This is a genomic window from Bradyrhizobium sp. NP1 (assembly GCF_030378205.1).
Taxonomy (GTDB): Bacteria; Pseudomonadota; Alphaproteobacteria; order Rhizobiales; family Xanthobacteraceae; genus Bradyrhizobium.
Map to the genome: position 1 here is coordinate 4,365,153 of NZ_CP127385.1, position 17,936 is coordinate 4,383,088.

General features: G+C 65.8%; 20 protein-coding genes. 13 read left to right on the forward strand and 7 right to left on the reverse strand.

Annotated features, from left to right (window positions below):
- Window positions 1-159 precede the first annotated feature (159 nt).
- The 4 genes from rpsF (at window position 160) to rplI (ending at window position 2,627) form a co-directional block, all read left to right on the forward strand.
- Window positions 160-630, forward strand: a complete 471-nt coding sequence (gene rpsF / locus QOU61_RS21085; RefSeq protein ID WP_289653125.1) for a 30S ribosomal protein S6 — start codon at window positions 160-162, stop codon at window positions 628-630.
- Between the two features lie 5 nt (window positions 631-635).
- Window positions 636-875 (forward strand): 30S ribosomal protein S18, encoded by a 240-nt coding sequence (rpsR, locus tag QOU61_RS21090; RefSeq protein ID WP_054163395.1) that lies wholly within the window; start codon window positions 636-638, stop codon window positions 873-875.
- Window positions 876-998: 123 nt separating this feature from the next.
- A complete protein-coding gene (locus QOU61_RS21095; RefSeq protein ID WP_289653126.1) occupies window positions 999-1,967 on the forward strand; it encodes a DUF2232 domain-containing protein in 969 nt (322 codons plus the stop codon).
- 51 nt (window positions 1,968-2,018) lie between these two features.
- Window positions 2,019-2,627 (forward strand): 50S ribosomal protein L9, encoded by a 609-nt coding sequence (gene rplI, locus QOU61_RS21100; protein WP_289653127.1) that lies wholly within the window; start codon window positions 2,019-2,021, stop codon window positions 2,625-2,627.
- A gap of 70 nt (window positions 2,628-2,697) precedes the next feature.
- Here rplI and QOU61_RS21105 read toward each other — a convergent pair whose 3' ends face one another.
- The 3 genes from QOU61_RS21105 to QOU61_RS21115 form a co-directional block, all read right to left on the reverse strand.
- Window positions 2,698-3,144: a PaaI family thioesterase gene (locus QOU61_RS21105; protein ID WP_289653128.1), complete on the reverse strand. Its 447-nt coding sequence runs from the start codon at window positions 3,142-3,144 to the stop codon at window positions 2,698-2,700.
- On the reverse strand, window positions 3,141-3,737 hold the full coding sequence (locus tag QOU61_RS21110) for a TetR/AcrR family transcriptional regulator (RefSeq protein WP_289653129.1): 597 nt from the start codon (window positions 3,735-3,737) through the stop codon (window positions 3,141-3,143). The genes QOU61_RS21105 and QOU61_RS21110 overlap by 4 nt, the downstream gene beginning before the upstream one ends.
- A gap of 107 nt (window positions 3,738-3,844) precedes the next feature.
- On the reverse strand, window positions 3,845-4,936 hold the full coding sequence (locus QOU61_RS21115; RefSeq protein WP_289653130.1) for a hypothetical protein: 1,092 nt from the start codon (window positions 4,934-4,936) through the stop codon (window positions 3,845-3,847).
- Between the two features lie 256 nt (window positions 4,937-5,192).
- On the opposite strand from QOU61_RS21115, the gene QOU61_RS21120 reads away from it, so the two are divergent.
- Window positions 5,193-6,446 carry a cyclopropane fatty acid synthase gene (locus QOU61_RS21120; protein ID WP_289653131.1) on the forward strand — a complete coding sequence of 418 codons (1,254 nt, stop codon included), beginning with the start codon at window positions 5,193-5,195 and terminating at the stop codon, window positions 6,444-6,446.
- A gap of 2 nt (window positions 6,447-6,448) precedes the next feature.
- Here QOU61_RS21120 and QOU61_RS21125 read toward each other — a convergent pair whose 3' ends face one another.
- A complete protein-coding gene (locus QOU61_RS21125) occupies window positions 6,449-6,685 on the reverse strand; it encodes a transcriptional regulator (RefSeq protein WP_289653132.1) in 237 nt (78 codons plus the stop codon).
- A 150-nt stretch (window positions 6,686-6,835) separates the two neighbouring features.
- On the opposite strand from QOU61_RS21125, the gene QOU61_RS21130 reads away from it, so the two are divergent.
- From QOU61_RS21130 to alr, 3 genes are all read left to right on the forward strand, one after another.
- Entirely contained in the window at window positions 6,836-6,958 is a 123-nt protein-coding gene (locus tag QOU61_RS21130; RefSeq protein WP_289653133.1) for a hypothetical protein, read from the forward strand.
- A gap of 334 nt (window positions 6,959-7,292) precedes the next feature.
- On the forward strand, window positions 7,293-8,792 hold the full coding sequence (locus QOU61_RS21135) for a replicative DNA helicase (RefSeq protein ID WP_289653134.1): 1,500 nt from the start codon (window positions 7,293-7,295) through the stop codon (window positions 8,790-8,792).
- A 90-nt stretch (window positions 8,793-8,882) separates the two neighbouring features.
- Window positions 8,883-10,097, forward strand: coding sequence for an alanine racemase (alr, locus tag QOU61_RS21140; protein ID WP_502876800.1), 1,215 nt, complete (start codon window positions 8,883-8,885; stop codon window positions 10,095-10,097).
- A gap of 12 nt (window positions 10,098-10,109) precedes the next feature.
- Here the strand turns inward: alr and QOU61_RS21145 are convergent, their stop codons facing one another.
- Window positions 10,110-10,334 (reverse strand): cysteine rich repeat-containing protein, encoded by a 225-nt coding sequence (locus tag QOU61_RS21145; RefSeq protein WP_289653135.1) that lies wholly within the window; start codon window positions 10,332-10,334, stop codon window positions 10,110-10,112.
- Window positions 10,335-10,379: 45 nt separating this feature from the next.
- Here QOU61_RS21145 and QOU61_RS21150 point away from each other — a divergent pair, with 45 nt between their 5' ends.
- Window positions 10,380-11,150 (forward strand): exodeoxyribonuclease III, encoded by a 771-nt coding sequence (locus QOU61_RS21150; RefSeq protein WP_289653136.1) that lies wholly within the window; start codon window positions 10,380-10,382, stop codon window positions 11,148-11,150.
- Here the strand turns inward: QOU61_RS21150 and QOU61_RS21155 are convergent, their stop codons facing one another.
- Together QOU61_RS21155 and QOU61_RS21160 are read right to left on the reverse strand one after the other, a co-directional pair.
- Window positions 11,151-11,519 carry a GFA family protein gene (locus QOU61_RS21155; protein WP_289653137.1) on the reverse strand — a complete coding sequence of 123 codons (369 nt, stop codon included), beginning with the start codon at window positions 11,517-11,519 and terminating at the stop codon, window positions 11,151-11,153.
- A gap of 146 nt (window positions 11,520-11,665) precedes the next feature.
- The gene (locus QOU61_RS21160) at window positions 11,666-13,012 is read right to left on the reverse strand and encodes an MFS transporter (protein ID WP_289653138.1); all 1,347 of its coding nucleotides are present in this window, start codon (window positions 13,010-13,012) and stop codon (window positions 11,666-11,668) included.
- 223 nt (window positions 13,013-13,235) lie between these two features.
- On the opposite strand from QOU61_RS21160, the gene QOU61_RS21165 reads away from it, so the two are divergent.
- The 4 genes from QOU61_RS21165 to purF all read left to right on the forward strand — a co-directional run bounded on the left by QOU61_RS21165 (window position 13,236) and on the right by purF (window position 17,850).
- The gene (locus QOU61_RS21165) at window positions 13,236-13,961 is read left to right on the forward strand and encodes a sulfite exporter TauE/SafE family protein (RefSeq protein ID WP_289653139.1); all 726 of its coding nucleotides are present in this window, start codon (window positions 13,236-13,238) and stop codon (window positions 13,959-13,961) included.
- 82 nt (window positions 13,962-14,043) lie between these two features.
- Window positions 14,044-15,510 (forward strand): DNA repair protein RadA, encoded by a 1,467-nt coding sequence (radA, locus tag QOU61_RS21170; protein ID WP_289653140.1) that lies wholly within the window; start codon window positions 14,044-14,046, stop codon window positions 15,508-15,510.
- A gap of 165 nt (window positions 15,511-15,675) precedes the next feature.
- Entirely contained in the window at window positions 15,676-16,302 is a 627-nt protein-coding gene (locus QOU61_RS21175; protein WP_289653141.1) for a CvpA family protein, read from the forward strand.
- Window positions 16,303-16,329: 27 nt separating this feature from the next.
- Window positions 16,330-17,850, forward strand: a complete 1,521-nt coding sequence (gene purF / locus QOU61_RS21180) for an amidophosphoribosyltransferase (RefSeq protein ID WP_502876801.1) — start codon at window positions 16,330-16,332, stop codon at window positions 17,848-17,850.
- Window positions 17,851-17,936: the final 86 nt, after the last annotated feature.

Genomic DNA, 17,936 nt, shown 5'->3' on the forward strand with positions numbered 1-17,936 from the left:
ACGGTCTCAGCAATCTCTCCATCTTGGCGACGTTGATGTGACAGGGCCAGTCGGCCCGTCGTCCCGTGCTTCCGCCTTCTGAGCAATATCGAGTCCTTTCCGAAGGTCTCGAAGGGCTTGCCGCCGGGGTCTGCGCCAACGCATAAGGAAAGGACGTCCATGCCTCTGTACGAGCATGTTTTTCTCGCGCGTCAGGACGCGAGCCCCCAACAGGTTGACGAGCTGACCGCTCAGATGAGCGGCATCATCCAGGGTCTTGGCGGCAAGGTCACCAAGACCGAGAGCTGGGGCCTGCGCTCGCTGACCTATCGCATCAACAAGAACCGCAAGGCGCACTTCGTGCTGCTCAACGTCGACGCCCCCTCGGCCGCGATTGCCGAGGTCGAGCGCCAGGAGCGGATCAGCGAGGACGTCCTGCGCTATCTCAGCGTCCGCGTCGACGAGCTCGAGGAAGGCCCCTCCGCCATGATGCGCAAGGCCGACCGCGACCGCGAGCGTGACGATCGTGGCGGCGGCTTCCGCGGCGGCGATCGCGACGGCGGCGGTTTCCGCGGTGGTGACCGCGGCGGTGACCGCGACCGCGGTCCGCGCCGCCCGCGCGATGACGCCGAAGGCGGGGAAGAGGAGTAAGAATCATGGCTGATGCTGGTGCCCGCCGTCCGTTTTTCCGCCGCCGCAAGACCTGCCCGTTCACCGGTCCGAACGCGCCGAAGATCGACTACAAGGATTCCAAGCTGCTGATGCGTTACGTCTCCGAGCGCGGCAAGATCGTGCCGAGCCGCATCACGGCCGTGTCCGCCAAGAAGCAGCGTGAACTCGCCCGCGCCATCAAGCGCGCGCGTTTCCTCGGCCTCTTGCCCTACGTCATTCGCTGACGATCCGTCCGCGGCGGCGATGCCGCGGACACTTTATATCTCATAAGGCTTCCGGTCTTCCGCCGGTCGCCGATGGTTGGGGTCGAACAGACCTCTAACCGCTCGAAGGGGGCGGGACAGCTGATGATCGCCATTCTGCTTGTTGCCTTAGCTGCCGGCGCAGCGTCGGCGTTGATGTTCGTCTCGATCGTATCGGGCGCGCTGATTTCGCTGCTGCTGCTCTGCCTCGCCCCGCTGCCCCTGATGGTGGCAGCGTTGGGATGGGGACCGCTCTGTGCGTCACTCGGCGGCGTGATCGCGGCGGCCGCCCTTGCGATCCTGTTCGGCTCGCCGCTCGGCGTCGCGTTTGCGCTTGCCGTCGTCCTGCCCGCCTGGTGGCTCGGCCACCTCGCGCTGCTGGGACGGCCGCAACCCTCCGCCATCGCGAGCGGCAGCGCCGTAGAGCCGGGACTGGAGTGGTATCCCGTCGGCCGCCTGCTGCTCTGGATCGCGGGCTTCGCCACCCTGACCACGGCAGCGGCCCTGCTGACGATGGGCAACGACGCAGCGACCATCAACAACAGCTTGCGCAGCGCGCTCCTGCAGTTCCTGAAGGTGGTCGCGACCGAAAGTTCCGCCCGCGATATCGAGCGGCTGGCGGACATGCTGGCGATGCTTGCGCCGGAAACCGCGGCGATCATGGCGGTGATGACGTTGACGCTCAATCTCTGGCTCGCCGCCAGCATCGCCGCGACCTCCGGGCGGCTGCAGCGTCCGTGGCCCGACCTGAAGAATACCGCGCTGCCACCGATGACGCTCGCGGCGCTGTCGATCGCATTGGCCCTCTGCTTTACCGGAGGGCTCCCCGGCCTGCTGGCGCAGATCGCCGCGACCGCCATGCTGATGGGTTATGCGTTCATTGGCTTTGCCGTGCTGCACACGGTGACGCAGTCCCTCAATGCCCGCGCATTCTGGCTCGCCGGCGCCTACGCCATCGTCGTGATGTTCAGCTGGCTCCTGCTCGTCATGATCGCGCTCGGCATCGCCGACGCGGTGTTCGGCTTTCGCGCGCGCTATTTGCGCCGGCGGCCACCGCCACTGCCCGCTTCATGAGAACCCTCGATCCACCCAACCCGCTTTGATCACTTTGAAGGAGAGACGAATATGGAAGTCATTTTGCTGGAACGCGTCGCCAAGCTCGGCCAGATGGGCGAGGTCGTGAAGGTCAGGGACGGTTACGCCCGCAACTTCCTGCTGAAGCGCAAGAAGGCGCTGCGCGCCACCGCCGAGAACCGCGCCAAGTACGACGGCATGAAGGCCGAGCTCGAGGCCAACAACATCCAGGCGAAGTCGGAAGCGAGCAAGGTCGCCGAGAAGATCGACGGCCGCGACGTCGTCATCATCCGCCAGGCCTCCGAAGCCGGCCAGCTGTTCGGCTCGGTGTCGGTCCGCGACATCGTCATGGCCCTCGCCAATGACGGCGTCACCGTGGCGCGCCCGCAGGTCTGGCTCGATGCGCCGATCAAGGCGATCGGTCAGCAGAAGGTGACGATCGCCGTTCACCCGGAAGTCGAGGCGAGCATCACCGTGACCGTGGCGCGCAGCGATGAAGAGGCCGAGCGGATCAAGCGCGGCGAAGACATCTCGACCCGCCGGGAAGATCAGGATGCCGCCGCCGAGGCGCTCGCCGCGGCCGGCGAGTTCTTCGATCCGGAAGCGCAGCACGAGGATGTCGCGCAGCCGGCGCCCGAAGCGGCCCCTGCCGAGAAGTGATCGCGCGTCGCTTTCGCGCGACGACGCAACAAACCGGACCCGGCCTGAGCGATCAGGCCGGGTTCTGCGTCTAGGCGGCGGCCTCCTCCTGCAGCATCGCGATCGAGGCGAGCGCGGTTGCAGTGTGCTTCTCGGCACTACCGGTCAGGCAGAACACATCGGCCGCCACCACTGCGATCTGGCGGCCCGCCTTGATCACCCGCGCGCGGCAGATCAGGCGCTCGCCGACCGCCGGCGACAGCAGGCTGAGCTTGTACTCGGCCGTCAGCGCCGGCTGGCCGCGCGAGCTCGCGGCCGCAATGGTGGTGGCGTTGTCGACCAGGAAGGCCGTGACCCCGCCATGGAAGAAGCCGTGCTGCTGCAAAAGCTCGGGCCTACGGTAGACGCTCAGCGTGCAGCGACCGCGACTGAGCTCTGCTATCTCGGCGCCCACCAGCGCCATAAATCCCTGGCGGCCGACGCTGTCGTGGATTCGCTTCGCGATCGGGGCGAAGTCCGGATCGTGGCCCGTCGTCATGACGCAATCCTTTCGCTGGGCGTCAGCGCGCGGATCGCGCAGGCGATCAGTGCTTCGCCGTGCTGCCGCGGATCGGCGCGGTCGCGCGCCGCAAGATAGGCGCGACAGAAGATCTGAGCGGGCCCGATGATCTGGCTTGCAAACAGCGCAGGCGTCATCGCCAGCAGTTCGCCCGACGCGACGAGCGGCGCTCGCCAGCGCTCGATCCCTTCGGCGAAGCGCGCATTTTCGGTGCGCTGCGCCTCGCGCACCGCCTCGCTCCATTCATTGCGCGACAGCTCGAACAGATAGCGCGCCTCGCGGCGGCTGTTCACCACCCAGTCGAGATGCGCTCCGATCAGCGCCGCGATCCCCTCGCGGGCGGGTGGCGCCGGATCGAGCACCGCGAGCAGCGCAGCGTGATAATGCCTGAGCACCTCGACGAACAGCGCGCCGGCGAGCTCGCGCTTGGATTCGAAGAAATGGAAGAAGCTGCCGTTGGAAACGCCGGCCTGTGCGCGGATCGCGGCGACGGTTGCCCCGCCAAGGCCCTCGCGATCGAACACCGCGAGCCCTGCAGCCAAAAGGTCATCGCGCACCGACAACGCCACCATCACGCTCCCGCCGATAACTCAGTCCGTCGCTGACTGGATTATCACTCTAGAGCTACACTCTAGTTGTGGTCAAGCGGAGGCGGGAGCGGCCGCCTGCCGTGGATCGGCTACTGCGAGATCGGGGGGGTCGGTGGCCCCGCGGGGGCAACCGGCGGCTGCGGAGGGGCTGCGGCTGTTACGGCCGGCGCAGACGGCTCCGAGGTCGCCGCAGGGGCTGCCGGCGGCGTCTCCGGCTTCGCGGCCGCGGTCGCTGCAGCCGGTGCGGCTGGCGCCGGTGCGGCCGATGCGGGCGGCGCTGGCGTCACCGGCGGTACCGGGTCGGGCCGGGTGGCCGGCGATTCGGACGGCGTGTCCCTGGCGGGATCAACCTTGGCGGTATCGGACTTGGCAGTATCAGACTTGGCGGCATCAGCCTTGCCGGCTTCAGGCTTCGCGGTTTCGGGCTTCGCGGTTTCGGGCTTGGCCTCGCCGGACGGCTTGGCGCCCTCGTCCTTCGCCGCTTCGCTCTTTGCAGCCTCAGGCTTGCCGGTATCAGGCTTGCCGGTATCAGGCTTACCGGTATCAGCCTTGCCGGCATCGACTTTGGCGGTATCGCTCCTGGTCGAGGCTGCGGCCGGCTCCTCGGCCTTGGGCGGGTCTTCCGCCCCCGGCCGGCCACGCTTGGCGGCGCGCTGCTTGGCCGACAGCCTGCGGCCGTCGGGTCCCCGCTCGCCCTCGGCCTGGGCGGGCGGCTGGCGCTCGGCGGGCCTGGCGGCTTCGGTGCCCGATGGCGCCGGGTGCTGGCGGCGGCCAAAACGGTCGAGCTGCTCCGGCTCGCGCGGCTCCTGCCGCGTTTCCTGCCGCGTTTCGCGCGCGCCCTCCTTCGCCCCTTCCTTGGCACCCTCCCCGTCTTTCCCGCCCTTCGCGCGGCTGTCGCCGTAGCGCGTGTCGGTCGCACCGTTGGAGACGAGATAGGACGCGAGCACCCCAGCCATTTCCGGGCTGGTGGTATAGTGCTGGCGCAAGAATCCAGGCAGCGAGCTCGGCGGCACCGACTTCAACAGGCCGCGCGGGCTTTTGTGGCACGCATTGCAGGTGCCGGCGAAGATCTGGGAGGGGCTCTTGCCGGCCTCGAGATTGGTTGCCTGGGCCAGTGCCTGATCCGAGCCGAGCCAGCCGATCAGAAGCATCACCGTCGCAAAAGTGAGCGCTCGGCTCATTCCCTTAACTCTCCAGATGCGGAAAAACGCGCGCTGCGTCCGGTTCGGGACCGGCGGCGCGTCACCTTTTAGCCGATTATCGCGCGAATGGAAGCGGACATAAGGCGCAAGCGCGCGAACGCGACATTTTCGAATATCCGCTTTGACTACAACGCACTAGCTTGCGCCCCTTGTCCTCCCTATGATCTGGTTCAGGACATGGAACCAAAGAGTTCCAAAGGCGTCTGTGTAACGGCCGGAAAACCTGGTGGTTACGATGGATCGTTTGTTGCGGAGCTTGCTGTCGCAATTCGTTCGTCGTGGTTCGATGACATTCACCACCGCGAGCGGGGCGAAGTTCACCTGCGGCGACGGCACCGGCCAACCCGTCGCGGTGCGGTTCGTCACCCATCATGCGGAACGCCGCATTCTTCTCAATCCCGAGCTGGCGCTGGGCGAAGCCTACATGGACGGCACCTTCGTGGTCGAGCAAGGCACGATCGCGGATGCGCTCGCGATCCTGCTCGATCAGCCGCAGGTCCTGCCGCACTGGGCGCGTCCGCAATGGTGGGCGCGCTATCTGCTTCTGCGGCACGTACGCCAGTTCAATCCGCGCAAGCGCGCCATGAACAATGTCGCCCACCACTACGATCTCGACGGGCGGCTCTACTCGCTCTTTCTCGATGCCGACAAGCAATATAGCTGTGCCTATTTCGACACACCCGATACCACGCTCGATGATGCGCAACTCGCCAAGAAGCGCCATCTCGCCGCCAAGCTCCTGATCCGCCGCAGCGACCGCGTGCTCGATATCGGCTCCGGCTGGGGCGGCCTTGGGCTGTACCTTGCGGAGATGACGGGCGCCGACATCACCGGCATCACGCTCTCGACCGAGCAGTTGGAAGTGGCAACTGCCCGCGCCGCCGAGAAGAACCTGACGCGATCGGTGCGGTTCCTGCTGCAGGACTACCGCGACATCCCCGGTCCTTTCGATCGCATCGTCTCGGTCGGCATGTTCGAGCACGTCGGGGTCGACTTCTACGATACCTTCTTCGAGCGCTGCGCGGACCTGCTCACCGACGACGGCGTCATGATGCTGCATTCGATCGGCCGCTCCACCGGGCCGGACGTGACCAGCCCGTGGATCGCGAAATACATCTTCCCGGGCGGCTACATTCCGGCGCTGTCGGAAGTGTTTCCCGCCATCGAACGCGCGGGCCTGCTGGTCTGCGACACCGAGATCCTGCGGCTGCATTACGCGGAGACGCTGAAAGCCTGGCGCGAGCGTTTCATGGCGCGCCGCGAAGAGGCCGTGCAGCTCTATGACGAACGGTTCGCGCGGATGTGGGAATTCTATCTGGCGGCCTCCGAGATGGCGTTCCGCAAGCAGAACCTGATGAATTTCCAGGTCCAGCTCACCAAACGCCAGGGCGTGGTGCCGATGACGCGCGACTATATCGTGCATGAGGAGGCCAAGCTGCGCGGCGTCGAGCGCGGCAACCGGCCGCGGCTCAAGATCGCCGGCGAATAGCGTCAGTTTCGGGTGCGATAGGCCGAGCGGCTGGTGGCCCGGGGCAACGCCGGCCGCGCGAGGCGCGCACGAACCCGGGCCCGCAAGCGGGGATCGTCAGGCTGGCTGCGGATCTCGGGCCGGGTCACCCGCTCGATTGCCGAAATCAGCCGCGACAGCCATTTCCGCTCGTCGCGCAACGACCGCCACGCTTTGGGCCGCCAGGCTTTCGGCCGCAAAGTCTTGAACTTCTGCGCCATGATTTTCGTCCTCGACGTCCTGTCCTCGGCCCGTGCCGGAAAACACGGAATACCCGCTTGATGTTCCAATGGAGACGGCCGGAAAAAGAAAATTGGCCAGATGTGAACTGCTTCACACGACACCGGCGCATGGCGGCCTAGACCAACCCCATGACCCGGAACACACGCGAACCATATTTCGGCGCGCCCAACGACCTGCGCATCGACTATGCCCTGATCGCGACGGGTATCGGCGCCGCGCTTTTCGCGCTGCTTTACCTCCTCCTGACCTGAATACGACTGCAAACGGCGAGCAAATCCCGGGCTCTGGTGGAGTTTTGGATAATCCGCTCCACCGGGCCACGTGGGCATTTGTAGACTTCAGTCGGCAGAAGGTTCACGCCTACGGCGCGCCATGCCACGTCCCGCTCCGGAGCGGGTGATTCTGGTGCCCAGCCGTCAAGCGGAATGCGGGGGTCTTTCCGAATCCTTGCCCGATCCACATTCCTCTTTGTGTGAATCGTGAATAAGACAGCTTCCGCCTTTCGCTCGCTACCCGGCGAGCGCTTTATCGCTCCCCCCGGGGCCGACACCCCAACAACGACCCCAATCAAGAATAATCTGAACCATGGCTCCGACTGATTCGACCGTCCTGAAGCTCGCGCCCGACGCCGGAACCCCGGCCTATCGCAGCGCTCCGCACAATATCGAGGCGGAACAGAGCCTGTTGGGCGCGATCCTGGTCAACAACGACGCCTTTTACCGGGTCTCGGACTTCCTGGAGCCCAAGAACTTCTTCGAACCGATCCACCAGACGATCTTTGAGACCGCCAGCAGCCTGATCCGGATGGGCAAGGTCGCAACCCCCGTGACCCTGAAGACCTTCCTGCCAGCCGATACCGACATCGGCGGCATGACGGTTGGCCAATACCTCGCCCGTCTTGCGGCGGAGGCGACCACCATCATCAACGCCCAGGACTACGGGCGCACGATCTACGACCTGTCGCTGCGGCGCGACCTGATCGGGATCGGCGAGGACATGGTTAATGTCGCCTATGACGCGCCGGTCGATTTTGCGCCGCGGGCTCAGATCGAGGATGCCGAGCGCAGGCTCTACGAACTCGCCGAATCCGGCCGCTATGACGGCGGCTTCCAGAAATTCTCGCAGGCGCTGACGGTTGCCATCGACATGGCGGCGAAGGCGTTTCAGCGCGACGGCAAGCTGTCAGGCATCGCCACCGGCCTGCGCGACCTCGATACCAAAATGGGCGGACTGCAGTCCTCCGACCTCATCATCGTGGCGGGCCGTCCCGGCATGGGCAAGACCTCGCTTGCCACCAACATCGCCTACAACATTGCCCGCGCCTATCAGGGCGAAGTCCAGCCGGACGGCACCATGAAGGCGGTCAATGGCGGCGTTGTCGGCTTCTTCTCCTGCGAAATGTCGGCCGAACAGCTCGCGACCCGTATCATCGCCGAGCGCACCGGAATTCCATCGAGCCATATCCGGCGCGGCGGCATCACCGAGGGCGATTTCGAGAAGATCCGCGACTACTCGATCGAGCTGCAGTCGCTGCCGTTCTACGTCGACGAGACCGGCGGCCTCTCGATCGCGCAGCTCATGGCGCGCGCCCGCCGTCTGAAGCGGCAGAAGGGCCTCGACCTGATCGTGATCGACTACATCCAGCTTCTGCAGGGCAGCGCCAAGCGCTCCGACAACCGCGTGCAGGAAGTCACCGAGATCACCACGAGCCTGAAGGCGCTCGCGAAAGAGCTCAACGTCCCCGTGATCGCGCTGTCGCAATTGTCTCGCCAGGTCGAAAACCGCGACGACAAACGCCCGCAGCTTTCGGACCTGCGCGAATCCGGCTCGATCGAGCAGGACGCCGACGTCGTGCTGTTCGTGTTCCGCGAGGAATACTACCTCGCCATGAAGGAGCCGCGCCCCGGCACCGAAGAGCACACCAAATGGCAGACCGACATGGAACGGGCGCTCGGCCGCGCGGAAGTCATCATCGGCAAGCAGCGCCACGGCCCGACCGGCACGGTGGAATTGCATTTCGATGCTTCGGTGACGCGGTTCGGCGATCTCGCGCATGACGGCCAGTTGCCTGATCGCGCCTACTAGCGGCGGGAGCCGAAATCGATTGAAAAATCGCCCGGCGCCGCATCCGATTGTTCGGTTGAACCGCCCCTGCCCGGCGCGTAAAACGGCGACATGAACATCATTTCCGATCCGAGGCCGGTGGGCGGCATTCTTTCGCCCGAGGCCAATCAGGCGGCGGCACTCGCGACCGCCACCGGCATCTTGACCGTCGACCTCGACGCCATCGTCGCCAACTGGCGCAAGCTGGAAAAGACCGGCGTTCCCGCCGAATGCGCCGGGGTCGTCAAGGCCAACGCCTATGGCTGCGGTATCCCGCCCGTGGCGCGCGCCCTCGCCGCGGCCGGCTGCAAGACCTTCTTCGTCGCAACCCTCGACGAGGCGCGGGCGCTGCGCGGCGCATTGCCGACGACGACCATCTATGTGCTCAACGGCTTCTTCCAGAATTCGGGCGATGCCTACGCCAAGATCAACTGCCGGCCCGTGATCGGTGACCTCAACGAGCTCGCCGAATGGGACGTGTTCTGCCGCCGCTCGGGCTGGCACGGCGGCGCCGCCATCCATATCGACACCGGCATGAACCGGCTGGGGCTGACGATCGCGGAAGCGCAGGGCATCATCCCGCGTATCAGTGCCGGCGATCACGGCATCACGCTGGTGATGAGCCATCTCGTCTCGGCCGAGCAGCTCAACAGCCCGGTCAACGCCAGGCAGCTTGCGACCTTCCGCGAGATCGCAAGCCGGTTTTCCGGCGTGCCGGCCTCACTGTCGAACTCGTCCGGCATCTTCCTCGGCGCTCAATTCCAGTTCGACCTGGTGCGGCCGGGCGCGGCGCTCTATGGCGTCAATCCGACGCCGGAGGCCGACAATCCGATGCAGCCGGTGGTTGAGCTCAAGGCGCGCATCGTGCAGATCCGCAATGTCGAGCGCGGCGAAACCGTCGGCTATGGCGGCACCTGGACGGCGCGACGCTCGACCAGGCTTGCCATCGTGTCGGCAGGCTATGCCGACGGCTACTTCCGCGCCGCCAGCGCCAATGACGGCACCCGCGGCGCCGAAGTCGTGGTCGCCGGCAAGCGCTGCCCGGTCGCGGGGCGGATATCGATGGACCTGACGGCCGTCGACATCACCGACCTGCCGACGAACGCGGCGCGGCGCGGCCACATGGTGACGCTGCTCGGCGACGGCATCACCGTCGACGAGCTCGCGCATCATTTCGGCACCATCGGCTATGAGGTGCTGACCAGCCTCGGCACGCGCTACGCCCGTGTCTACAAGGGCGGCGAAACCGCCGGACCACGGGCGGACTCCATCGCAGCCCCATCCTGACGCCGCGTCGCTCTACTGCTTTCTGCTGTCGAGCGCCTTCTTGCAGGAATCGCTGAGCTGATTGCGTTGGCCGTTCAGGCAGGCGACGATCCGGCCCCCGCCCGGCGCGATGCCCGCGCAGAACTTCTGGTAGTCGGCCTTGCAGGCGCCGCGCTGGTCTGCCGTCGCGGTCTGCGCCGAAGCCGCATTGGAAAATCCAATCAATACGGCAAGAATAACGAAACACGGCTTCGACATGGAACCTCCCGTGACGGTCGACGGACCCGCCCACCGCCTCTCTACATGAAGATCGCGACCTTCAACATCAACAACGTCAACCGCCGGCTGCCGAACCTGCTCGCCTGGCTGAGCCGCGCGCGGCCCGACGTCGTCGCGCTGCAGGAGCTCAAGGCCGCCGACAACGAATTTCCGGCAGCGGCGCTCGCGAAGGCCGGCTTCAACGCGGTCTGGCGCGGACAGAAGACCTGGAACGGCGTCGCCATCCTCGCGCGCAAGGCAACGCCGGTATTGACCCGCTCCGAGCTGCCCGGCGATCCCCACGACAAGGAAGCGCGCTACATCGAGGCCGCCGTGCGCGGCGTCATCGTGGCCTGCCTCTATCTGCCGAACGGCAATCCGCAGCCCGGGCCGAAATTCGACTACAAGCTCGCCTGGTTCGCGCGGCTGCGCCGCCACGCTGCGACGTTCATCAAGCAGGAATTGCCGGTCGTGCTTGCCGGCGACTACAACGTCGCGCCGACGCCGCGCGACATCTATCCGACGCGTTCATGGGACAAGGATGCCCTGATCCAGCCCAAAAGCCGCGCCGCGTTCGCGTCACTGGCCAAGCAGGGCTGGACGGATGCGATCCGCACCCTGCACCCGGACCAGCCGATGTTCACCTTCTGGGACTACAAGCGCAACCGCTGGCCGCGCGACGCGGGCCTGCGGCTCGATCATCTGCTGCTGAGCCCGACGCTGGCGCCGCGCCTCTCCAAGGCAGGCGTCGACCGCGACGTGCGCGCAGAGGACGGCGCGAGCGATCACGCGCCGGCATGGATCGTGCTGCGCTAGTCACCAGAGGTTCTTGCCGTCGATCACGGTCACCGGCACCGCGGCCAGATCGAAATCGTCGAACAGCCGCGAATTGACGCCGACCTTCGGATTGTCGAAGTCCGGTTGTCCGCTCGACCAATCCGGGGATTCCGAATAGGTGCCGCAACCGCAAGCCGCGCAGAAATGATGTTTGACGGTCCGGCTACCCCACTGATACGTCGCGACATCGTCTGGCGACGACGTCAGGCGAAATTGCGCGGGCCGGTAATAGGCCCACAGCGCGCCGCGCTTCGAACACAAGGAGCAGGTGCAGCTTGTCACCGTCGACGGTGCCTCGTTGACCTCGAACTGCGTCTTGCCGCAATGGCAGCTTCCCTTGATAGCCACGCCTCGCTCCTCTCAATCAATCCGACCGGAACAGACCGATAGCGCGGGTCTGCTGACAGCATGATGTCAGCAGCCGGCAGCAGGCGTCAGCATCAAAAGCGGCGGCGCCGGACCGACGCGTCCCGCCGCACTGCCAGCACGGCGCCTTAATGCACGATGCCTCCGGCGTTGAGGTCGACGCCCTTGGGGTCCTTGATCGTGGACACCGCAGCAAGCGAGATGATCGACAGGATCATGATGTAGACGCCGATCGCCCACGAGCTGCCGTAGACGCCAATGATCCATTGCGCGATCATCGGCGCGAAGGCGCCGCCGAACACCGCTCCGAGCGCATAGCCGACCGACACGCCGGAGTAGCGCACGTTCGCCGGATAGAGCTCGGCGTAGAGCGCGGCTTGCGGGCCGTAGGACAGCCCGAGCCCGAGCGTCAGGCCGGCGGCGGCGACGAAGAACAGCAGGATGTTCTTGCTGTCGATCAGGAACCACATCGGCACGGCCCACAGCACCATGATGGCGTAGCCGACCTGGAAGGTGCGCACGCGTCCCCATCGGTCGCCAAGCACGCCGCCGGTGAGCGTGAAGATGAACCAGGTGACGGCGCCGAGCGTGGAGACCAGCAGAACCTGATCGACCGGCATCTTCAGCGTGTTCAGCGCGTAGCTGATCATGAAGGCGATGAAGATGTAGCCGGCCGCATTGTTCGCCATGAAGATCAGCGCGGTTCGCAGGATCTCGCGGCTATGGCCGCGCAGGAGGTCGCGCAGCGGCGCGGCGGATTCCTTCTGGCGGCGGACCATTTCGGCGAAGACCGGCGATTCCTCGACCGAGCGGCGGATGATCGCACCGATGACGATCAAGACGATGGAGAACAGGAACGGCACGCGCCAGCCCCATTCCGTCATCGCCGGCTTGCCTAGCCAATTGGTCAGGATCCACAATGCACCGGTGGCGAGCACCATGCCGATCGGCGTGCCGATCTGCGGAAACGAGCCGAAGAAGCTGCGCTTGCCGACCGGGGCATGTTCGACGGCCATCAACGCCGCGCCGCCCCATTCGCCGCCTGCGGAAAATCCCTGCAGGATGCGCATCAGGATCAACAATGCCGGTGCCCACGGGCCAATTTGCGCATAGGTGGGCAACAGGCCGATCACCGCCGTCGCCACACCCATCAGCACCAGGGTCAGCACGAACAGCGCGCGGCGGCCGATGCGATCGCCCATATGGCCGCAGAAGATCGCCCCCAACGGCCGAAACAGGAACGACAAACCGATGGTCGCGAACGACACGATCTGCGCCAGCAGCGGATTGTTCTGCACCATCGGCCCGAAGAACAAGGGCCCGAACACGAGCCCGGCGGCCTGCGCGTAGACGAAGAAATCGTACCATTCGATCGTCGTGCCCACGAGGGTGGCGGCAAGCACCTTCTTCTCGTCCGCGCTGACGCCTTGTACCGACGCGCCGCCCCGCAGCGCGCCCACTTCAGAAGACACCATGACGTTTCCCCAAGTTCTCTTTATTTAAAGCGTTATCAGATTACCGGATCGTCGCCGCTCCGCGACGCAAAGTCGAGCGCATCTTTCGCGTTTGCACCAAGTGGCGGCGTGATCTGACAGCGGCATCTCGCGGTGCAGGATGGAAAGCGCCATCCCGCAGGCCGCGTTGGCCCGGCCTTCCGGTGCGCGTTAGGCTTTTCACCGATTCGCGGGAGACATCCCCTTGGGCTACCTGTTCATCCTGATCGTCGGCCTGCTCGCCGGCACGATATCGGGCATTGTCGGCACCGGCTCCTCGATCATGCTGATGCCGGTGCTGATCTACGAATACGGGCCGAAGCAGGCGGTGCCGATCATGGCGATCGCGGCCGTGATGGCCAATTTCGCTCGCATCCTTGCCTGGTGGCGCGAGGTCGACTGGCGCGCCTGCGTCGCCTACTCGCTCCCGGGCATTCCGGCCGCGGCACTTGGCGCTCGCACGCTGCTGGCGCTGCCGTCGCGGGCTGTCGACATCGCGATCGGCAGCTTCTTGATCGCGATGGTGCCGGTGCGGCACTGGCTCGCGCGGCATCAGCTCAAAGCGAACCTTTGGCATCTCGCGCTCGGCGGCGCGCTGATCGGATATCTCACCGGCATCGTGGTCTCGACCGGTCCCTTGAGCGTGCCGCTGTTCCTGTTCTATGGCCTCTCCCGCGGCGCGTTTCTGGCCACGGAAGCGGCGAGCTCGCTCGGCCTTTACGTCAGCAAATCCGTGACCTTCGAGCGCTTCGGCGCGCTGAACGCCGACGTCGCGCTCAAGGGCCTGGTCGCGGGCTCCTCGCTGATGTTCGGCGCCTTCATCGCCAAACGCTTCGTGCTGAAGCTCGAGCCCGACATGTTTCGCCTGATCATGGACGGCATCATGATCGCCGCCGGCCTGTCGCTATTGTGGACGGCGATAATCGCCTGATTTTCCTCTTCGGCGCGTTGTCGTGTCCAGCGATTCGCAAAATCATTGCGGCGCGCCCTCCCCGAAGCTGCTATCAGCCTGCATGGCCAAATCCACCCTCTCCTTCGTCTGCCAGAACTGCGGCGCGGCTTATAACCGCTGGCAGGGCAAATGCGACGCCTGCGGCGAGTGGAATACGCTCGCCGAGGAGGACGCCACGGGCTCGGTCCCGGTTTCGATCCGCTCCAAGCGCAAGGGGCGGACCTTCGCGCTGGAGACCTTGACCGGCAAAAGCCAGGACGCGCCACGGCTGTCGTCCGGCATGGCCGAACTCGACCGCGTCACCGGCGGCGGCTTCGTGCGCGGCTCAGTGCTCCTGGTCGGCGGTGATCCCGGTATCGGCAAGTCGACGCTCTTGACGCAGGCCACCAGCCAGCTCGCCCGCGCCGGCCATCGCGTCGTCTATATCTCCGGCGAAGAGGCGGTGGCGCAGGTGCGGCTGCGCGCCGAGCGGCTGGGGCTGTCGGACGCGGCGGTGCAGCTTGCGGCGGAAACCTCGGTCGAGGACATCGTCTCGACGCTGTCGGAAGGCGCCGTGCCGCGGCTGATCGTAATCGACTCCATACAGACCATGTGGACCGACACGGTGGAATCCGCACCGGGCACGGTGACCCAGGTGCGCGCCTCGGCGCAGGCCCTGATCCGCTTTGCCAAGAAATCGGGTGCGGCGATCATCCTCGTCGGCCACGTCACCAAGGATGGCCAGATAGCCGGCCCCCGCGTGGTCGAGCACATGGTCGATGCGGTGCTTTCCTTTGAGGGCGAAGGTTCGCAGCAGTTCCGGATCCTGCGCGCGGTGAAGAACCGCTTCGGCCCGACCGACGAGATCGGCGTGTTCGAGATGACGGGGCTTGGCTTGCGCGAGGTTTCCAATCCCTCCGAGCTGTTCCTGTCGGAACGCGACCTCGGCAGCCCGGGAACGGCCGTCTTTGCCGGGATTGAGGGCACCCGCCCGGTCCTGGTCGAGCTGCAGGCGCTGGTGGCCCCGACCTCGCTCGGCACCCCGCGCCGGGCGGTGGTCGGCTGGGATCCGAGCCGGCTCTCCATGGTGCTCGCGGTGCTCGAGGCCCATTGCGGGGTCAAGCTTTCCGGCCATGACGTCTATCTGAACGTCGCCGGCGGGTTGCGCATCCAGGAACCCGCGGCCGATCTCGCCGCCGCTGCCGCCCTGGTTTCATCGCTGGTGAATGCGCCGCTGCCGACGGATGCGGTCTATTTCGGCGAGGTTTCTCTCTCGGGCGCGGTCCGCCCGGTGGCGCAGACCAACGCTCGGCTGAAGGAGGCGGCCAAGCTCGGTTTCGCCGGCGCGATCCTGCCCGAATCGGCCCGTGGCGAGGTCGGCGGGGACGCCGGGCTCAAGCTGGACGCGGTTGGCAATTTGACCAGCCTTGTCGCCGAAATTGCCGCCCGCGGTTCACCAAGAAGAAACCACAACCGAGACGAGACCCGGGAAGAGCCCAAGCCTGAGAAAAATACCACACCTGCGAGATTCCGCCGTCAGGACGGCTAGCCGGGCGTGACGTTCCCGGCCCGCGCCGCTATACAACCCGCGCGCAAGATGGGCTGGACAGCGCGATCTCCAGCCTTGCGGGATGGCCGCTCTGCCCCTCAGCTAGGACGGCACCGACGCGCCGATTCGCAAACAGGGTAATGGACGAGCGGACCTGACCAGCCGATGCCGATAACGATACTTGATCTGATCTTGCTCGGGGTGATGCTGGTCTCGGGCCTGCTTGCGATGGTGCGCGGCTTCATGCGCGAGATCCTGTCGATCGCCGCCTGGGGCGCGGCGGCGCTGGTGACGCTTTATTCATTTTCCAAGCTGCTGCCGACCGCCAAGACCTATTTCAGCAATGACACCGTGGCTGCGGTCGTGGTCGTGGCCGGCGTCTTCGTCGGCACCCTGATCGTGGTTTCCATTATCACGGTGCGGATCTCCGACATGATCCTGGATTCCCGAATCGGCGCGCTCGACCGCACGCTGGGCTTCCTGTTCGGGCTCGCCCGCGGCCTCCTGATCGTGGTTGTGGCGTTCCTGTTCTTCTCCTGGCTGGTGCCGGAGAAGCAGCGCCCGGACTGGGTTACGGGGGCGAAATCCCGGGTGGTGCTGCAGGGAACCGGCGATTGGCTGATGTCGCTCTTGCCGGATGACCCCGAGAACACCATCTTGAAGAGGTTCAAGAAAAACAAACCGGACGACGACCAGACTGATGCCGAGCCGTCCTCGCCGGGCGGCAGCGACGGCTACAGCAAACCCGCTCGCGACAGCCTCAAGAAGCTGATCGAGAAGCCGGCGCGCTGAGCCGCAGAGCCAGAGAGAGAGGCCGCGATGGACGAGATGCAAAACCCCGCCGGTGCCGGCTGGCTCGACCTGGACCACGGCTCGGCGGGGATTGAACTACAAGAGGATCTCGAAGGGGACACGCTGCGCGAGGAGTGCGGCGTGTTCGGCATTTTTGGCCACCCCGACGCCGCCGCGATCACCGCACTCGGGCTGCACGCCCTGCAGCACCGCGGCCAGGAAGCCGCCGGCATCGTCTCCTTTGACGGCAACCGCTTCCATTCCGAACGGCGGCTAGGGCTGGTCGGCGACACTTTTTCCCGCCGCGAGGTGATCGAGCGGCTGCCTGGCAACGTCGCGATCGGGCATGTCCGCTATTCCACGACCGGCGCCACCATCCTGCGCAACGTGCAGCCGCTGTTCGCCGAGCTCAACGCCGGCGGCTTCGCCGTCGGCCATAACGGCAACCTCACCAACGGCCTGACCCTGCGCCGCGAGCTCGTCAAAAACGGCGCCATGATGCAGTCCACCACCGACACCGAGGTGATCCTGCACCTGGTGGCCCAGAGCAAGCGCAATCGCTTCATCGACCGTTTCATCGAGGCGCTGCGCACGATCGAAGGCGCCTATTCGCTGGTGTCGATGACCAACAAGAAGCTGATCGGCGCCCGCGACCCGCTCGGCATCCGCCCGCTGGTGCTCGGCGAGCTCGACGGCTGCCCGATCGTGACGTCGGAGACCTGCGCGCTCGACATCATCGGCGCCAAATATGTCCGCGACGTCGAGCCCGGCGAGATCCTGGTGTTCGACGACAACGGCGCGCACAGCCACAAGCCGTTCCCGCCGAAGCCGCCGCGGCCCTGTATCTTCGAATACATCTATTTCTCGCGACCGGATTCGACCGTCCACGGCCGCTCGGTCTACGAGGTGCGCAAGGCGTTCGGCGCGCAGCTTGCGAAGGAAAGCCATGTCGATGTCGACGTGATCGTGCCGGTGCCGGACTCCGGCGTGCCGGCGGCGGTCGGCTACAGCCAGCATTCCGGCGTGCCGTTCGAGCTCGGCATCATCCGCAACCACTATGTCGGGCGCACCTTCATCCAGCCGACCCAGAGCATCCGGGAATCCGGCGTGAAGATGAAGCACAACGCCAATCGCGCCGCGATCGAGGGCAAGCGCATCATCCTAATCGACGACTCGCTGGTACGCGGCACCACCTCGAAGAAGATCGTGCGCATGATGCGCGACGCCGGCGCGCGCGAGGTACATTTCCGCCTCGCCTCGCCCCCGATCCTCTATCCTGATTATTACGGCATCGACTTGCCCGACCGCGGCGGCCTGCTCGCGGCGACCCATACGCTGGAACAGATGCGCGAGATCATCGGCGCTGATTCGCTCGCCTTCCTGTCGATCGACGGCATGTACCGCGCCATGGGCGAGCCCGGCCGCGACCCCGCGAACCCGAAATTTGCCGATCACTGCTTCACCGGCGACTATCCGACCAGCCTCACTGACCAGAGCGAGGCCGAGCATCAGACGCGCCAGCTCTCGCTCCTCGCCGAAGCAAGCTAAGCCGTCGTCCCGGACAAGCGAGCGAAACGCGATCCGGGACCCATAACCACCGACGTTCCTTGTCTTGAACACGGTTAAACACGAGC

Bases quoted from the DNA above. Each gene is read 5' to 3' on its own strand.
- rpsF (WP_289653125.1), top strand. From the start codon at position 160: ATGCCTCTGTACGAGCATGTTTTTCTCGCGCGTCAGGACGCGAGCCCC.
- rpsR (WP_054163395.1), top strand. From the start codon at position 636: ATGGCTGATGCTGGTGCCCGCCGTCCGTTTTTCCGCCGCCGCAAGACC.
- QOU61_RS21095 (WP_289653126.1), top strand. From the start codon at position 999: ATGATCGCCATTCTGCTTGTTGCCTTAGCTGCCGGCGCAGCGTCGGCG.
- rplI (WP_289653127.1), top strand. From the start codon at position 2,019: ATGGAAGTCATTTTGCTGGAACGCGTCGCCAAGCTCGGCCAGATGGGC.
- QOU61_RS21105 (WP_289653128.1), bottom strand. From the start codon at position 3,144: ATGACGACGGGCCACGATCCGGACTTCGCCCCGATCGCGAAGCGAATC.
- QOU61_RS21110 (WP_289653129.1), bottom strand. From the start codon at position 3,737: ATGGTGGCGTTGTCGGTGCGCGATGACCTTTTGGCTGCAGGGCTCGCG.
- QOU61_RS21115 (WP_289653130.1), bottom strand. From the start codon at position 4,936: ATGAGCCGAGCGCTCACTTTTGCGACGGTGATGCTTCTGATCGGCTGG.
- QOU61_RS21120 (WP_289653131.1), top strand. From the start codon at position 5,193: ATGGATCGTTTGTTGCGGAGCTTGCTGTCGCAATTCGTTCGTCGTGGT.
- QOU61_RS21125 (WP_289653132.1), bottom strand. From the start codon at position 6,685: ATGGCGCAGAAGTTCAAGACTTTGCGGCCGAAAGCCTGGCGGCCCAAA.
- QOU61_RS21130 (WP_289653133.1), top strand. From the start codon at position 6,836: ATGACCCGGAACACACGCGAACCATATTTCGGCGCGCCCAACGACCTG.
- QOU61_RS21135 (WP_289653134.1), top strand. From the start codon at position 7,293: ATGGCTCCGACTGATTCGACCGTCCTGAAGCTCGCGCCCGACGCCGGA.
- alr (WP_502876800.1), top strand. From the start codon at position 8,883: ATGAACATCATTTCCGATCCGAGGCCGGTGGGCGGCATTCTTTCGCCC.
- QOU61_RS21145 (WP_289653135.1), bottom strand. From the start codon at position 10,334: ATGTCGAAGCCGTGTTTCGTTATTCTTGCCGTATTGATTGGATTTTCC.
- QOU61_RS21150 (WP_289653136.1), top strand. From the start codon at position 10,380: ATGAAGATCGCGACCTTCAACATCAACAACGTCAACCGCCGGCTGCCG.
- QOU61_RS21160 (WP_289653138.1), bottom strand. From the start codon at position 13,012: ATGGTGTCTTCTGAAGTGGGCGCGCTGCGGGGCGGCGCGTCGGTACAA.
- radA (WP_289653140.1), top strand. From the start codon at position 14,044: ATGGCCAAATCCACCCTCTCCTTCGTCTGCCAGAACTGCGGCGCGGCT.
- QOU61_RS21175 (WP_289653141.1), top strand. From the start codon at position 15,676: ATGCCGATAACGATACTTGATCTGATCTTGCTCGGGGTGATGCTGGTC.
- purF (WP_502876801.1), top strand. From the start codon at position 16,330: ATGGACGAGATGCAAAACCCCGCCGGTGCCGGCTGGCTCGACCTGGAC.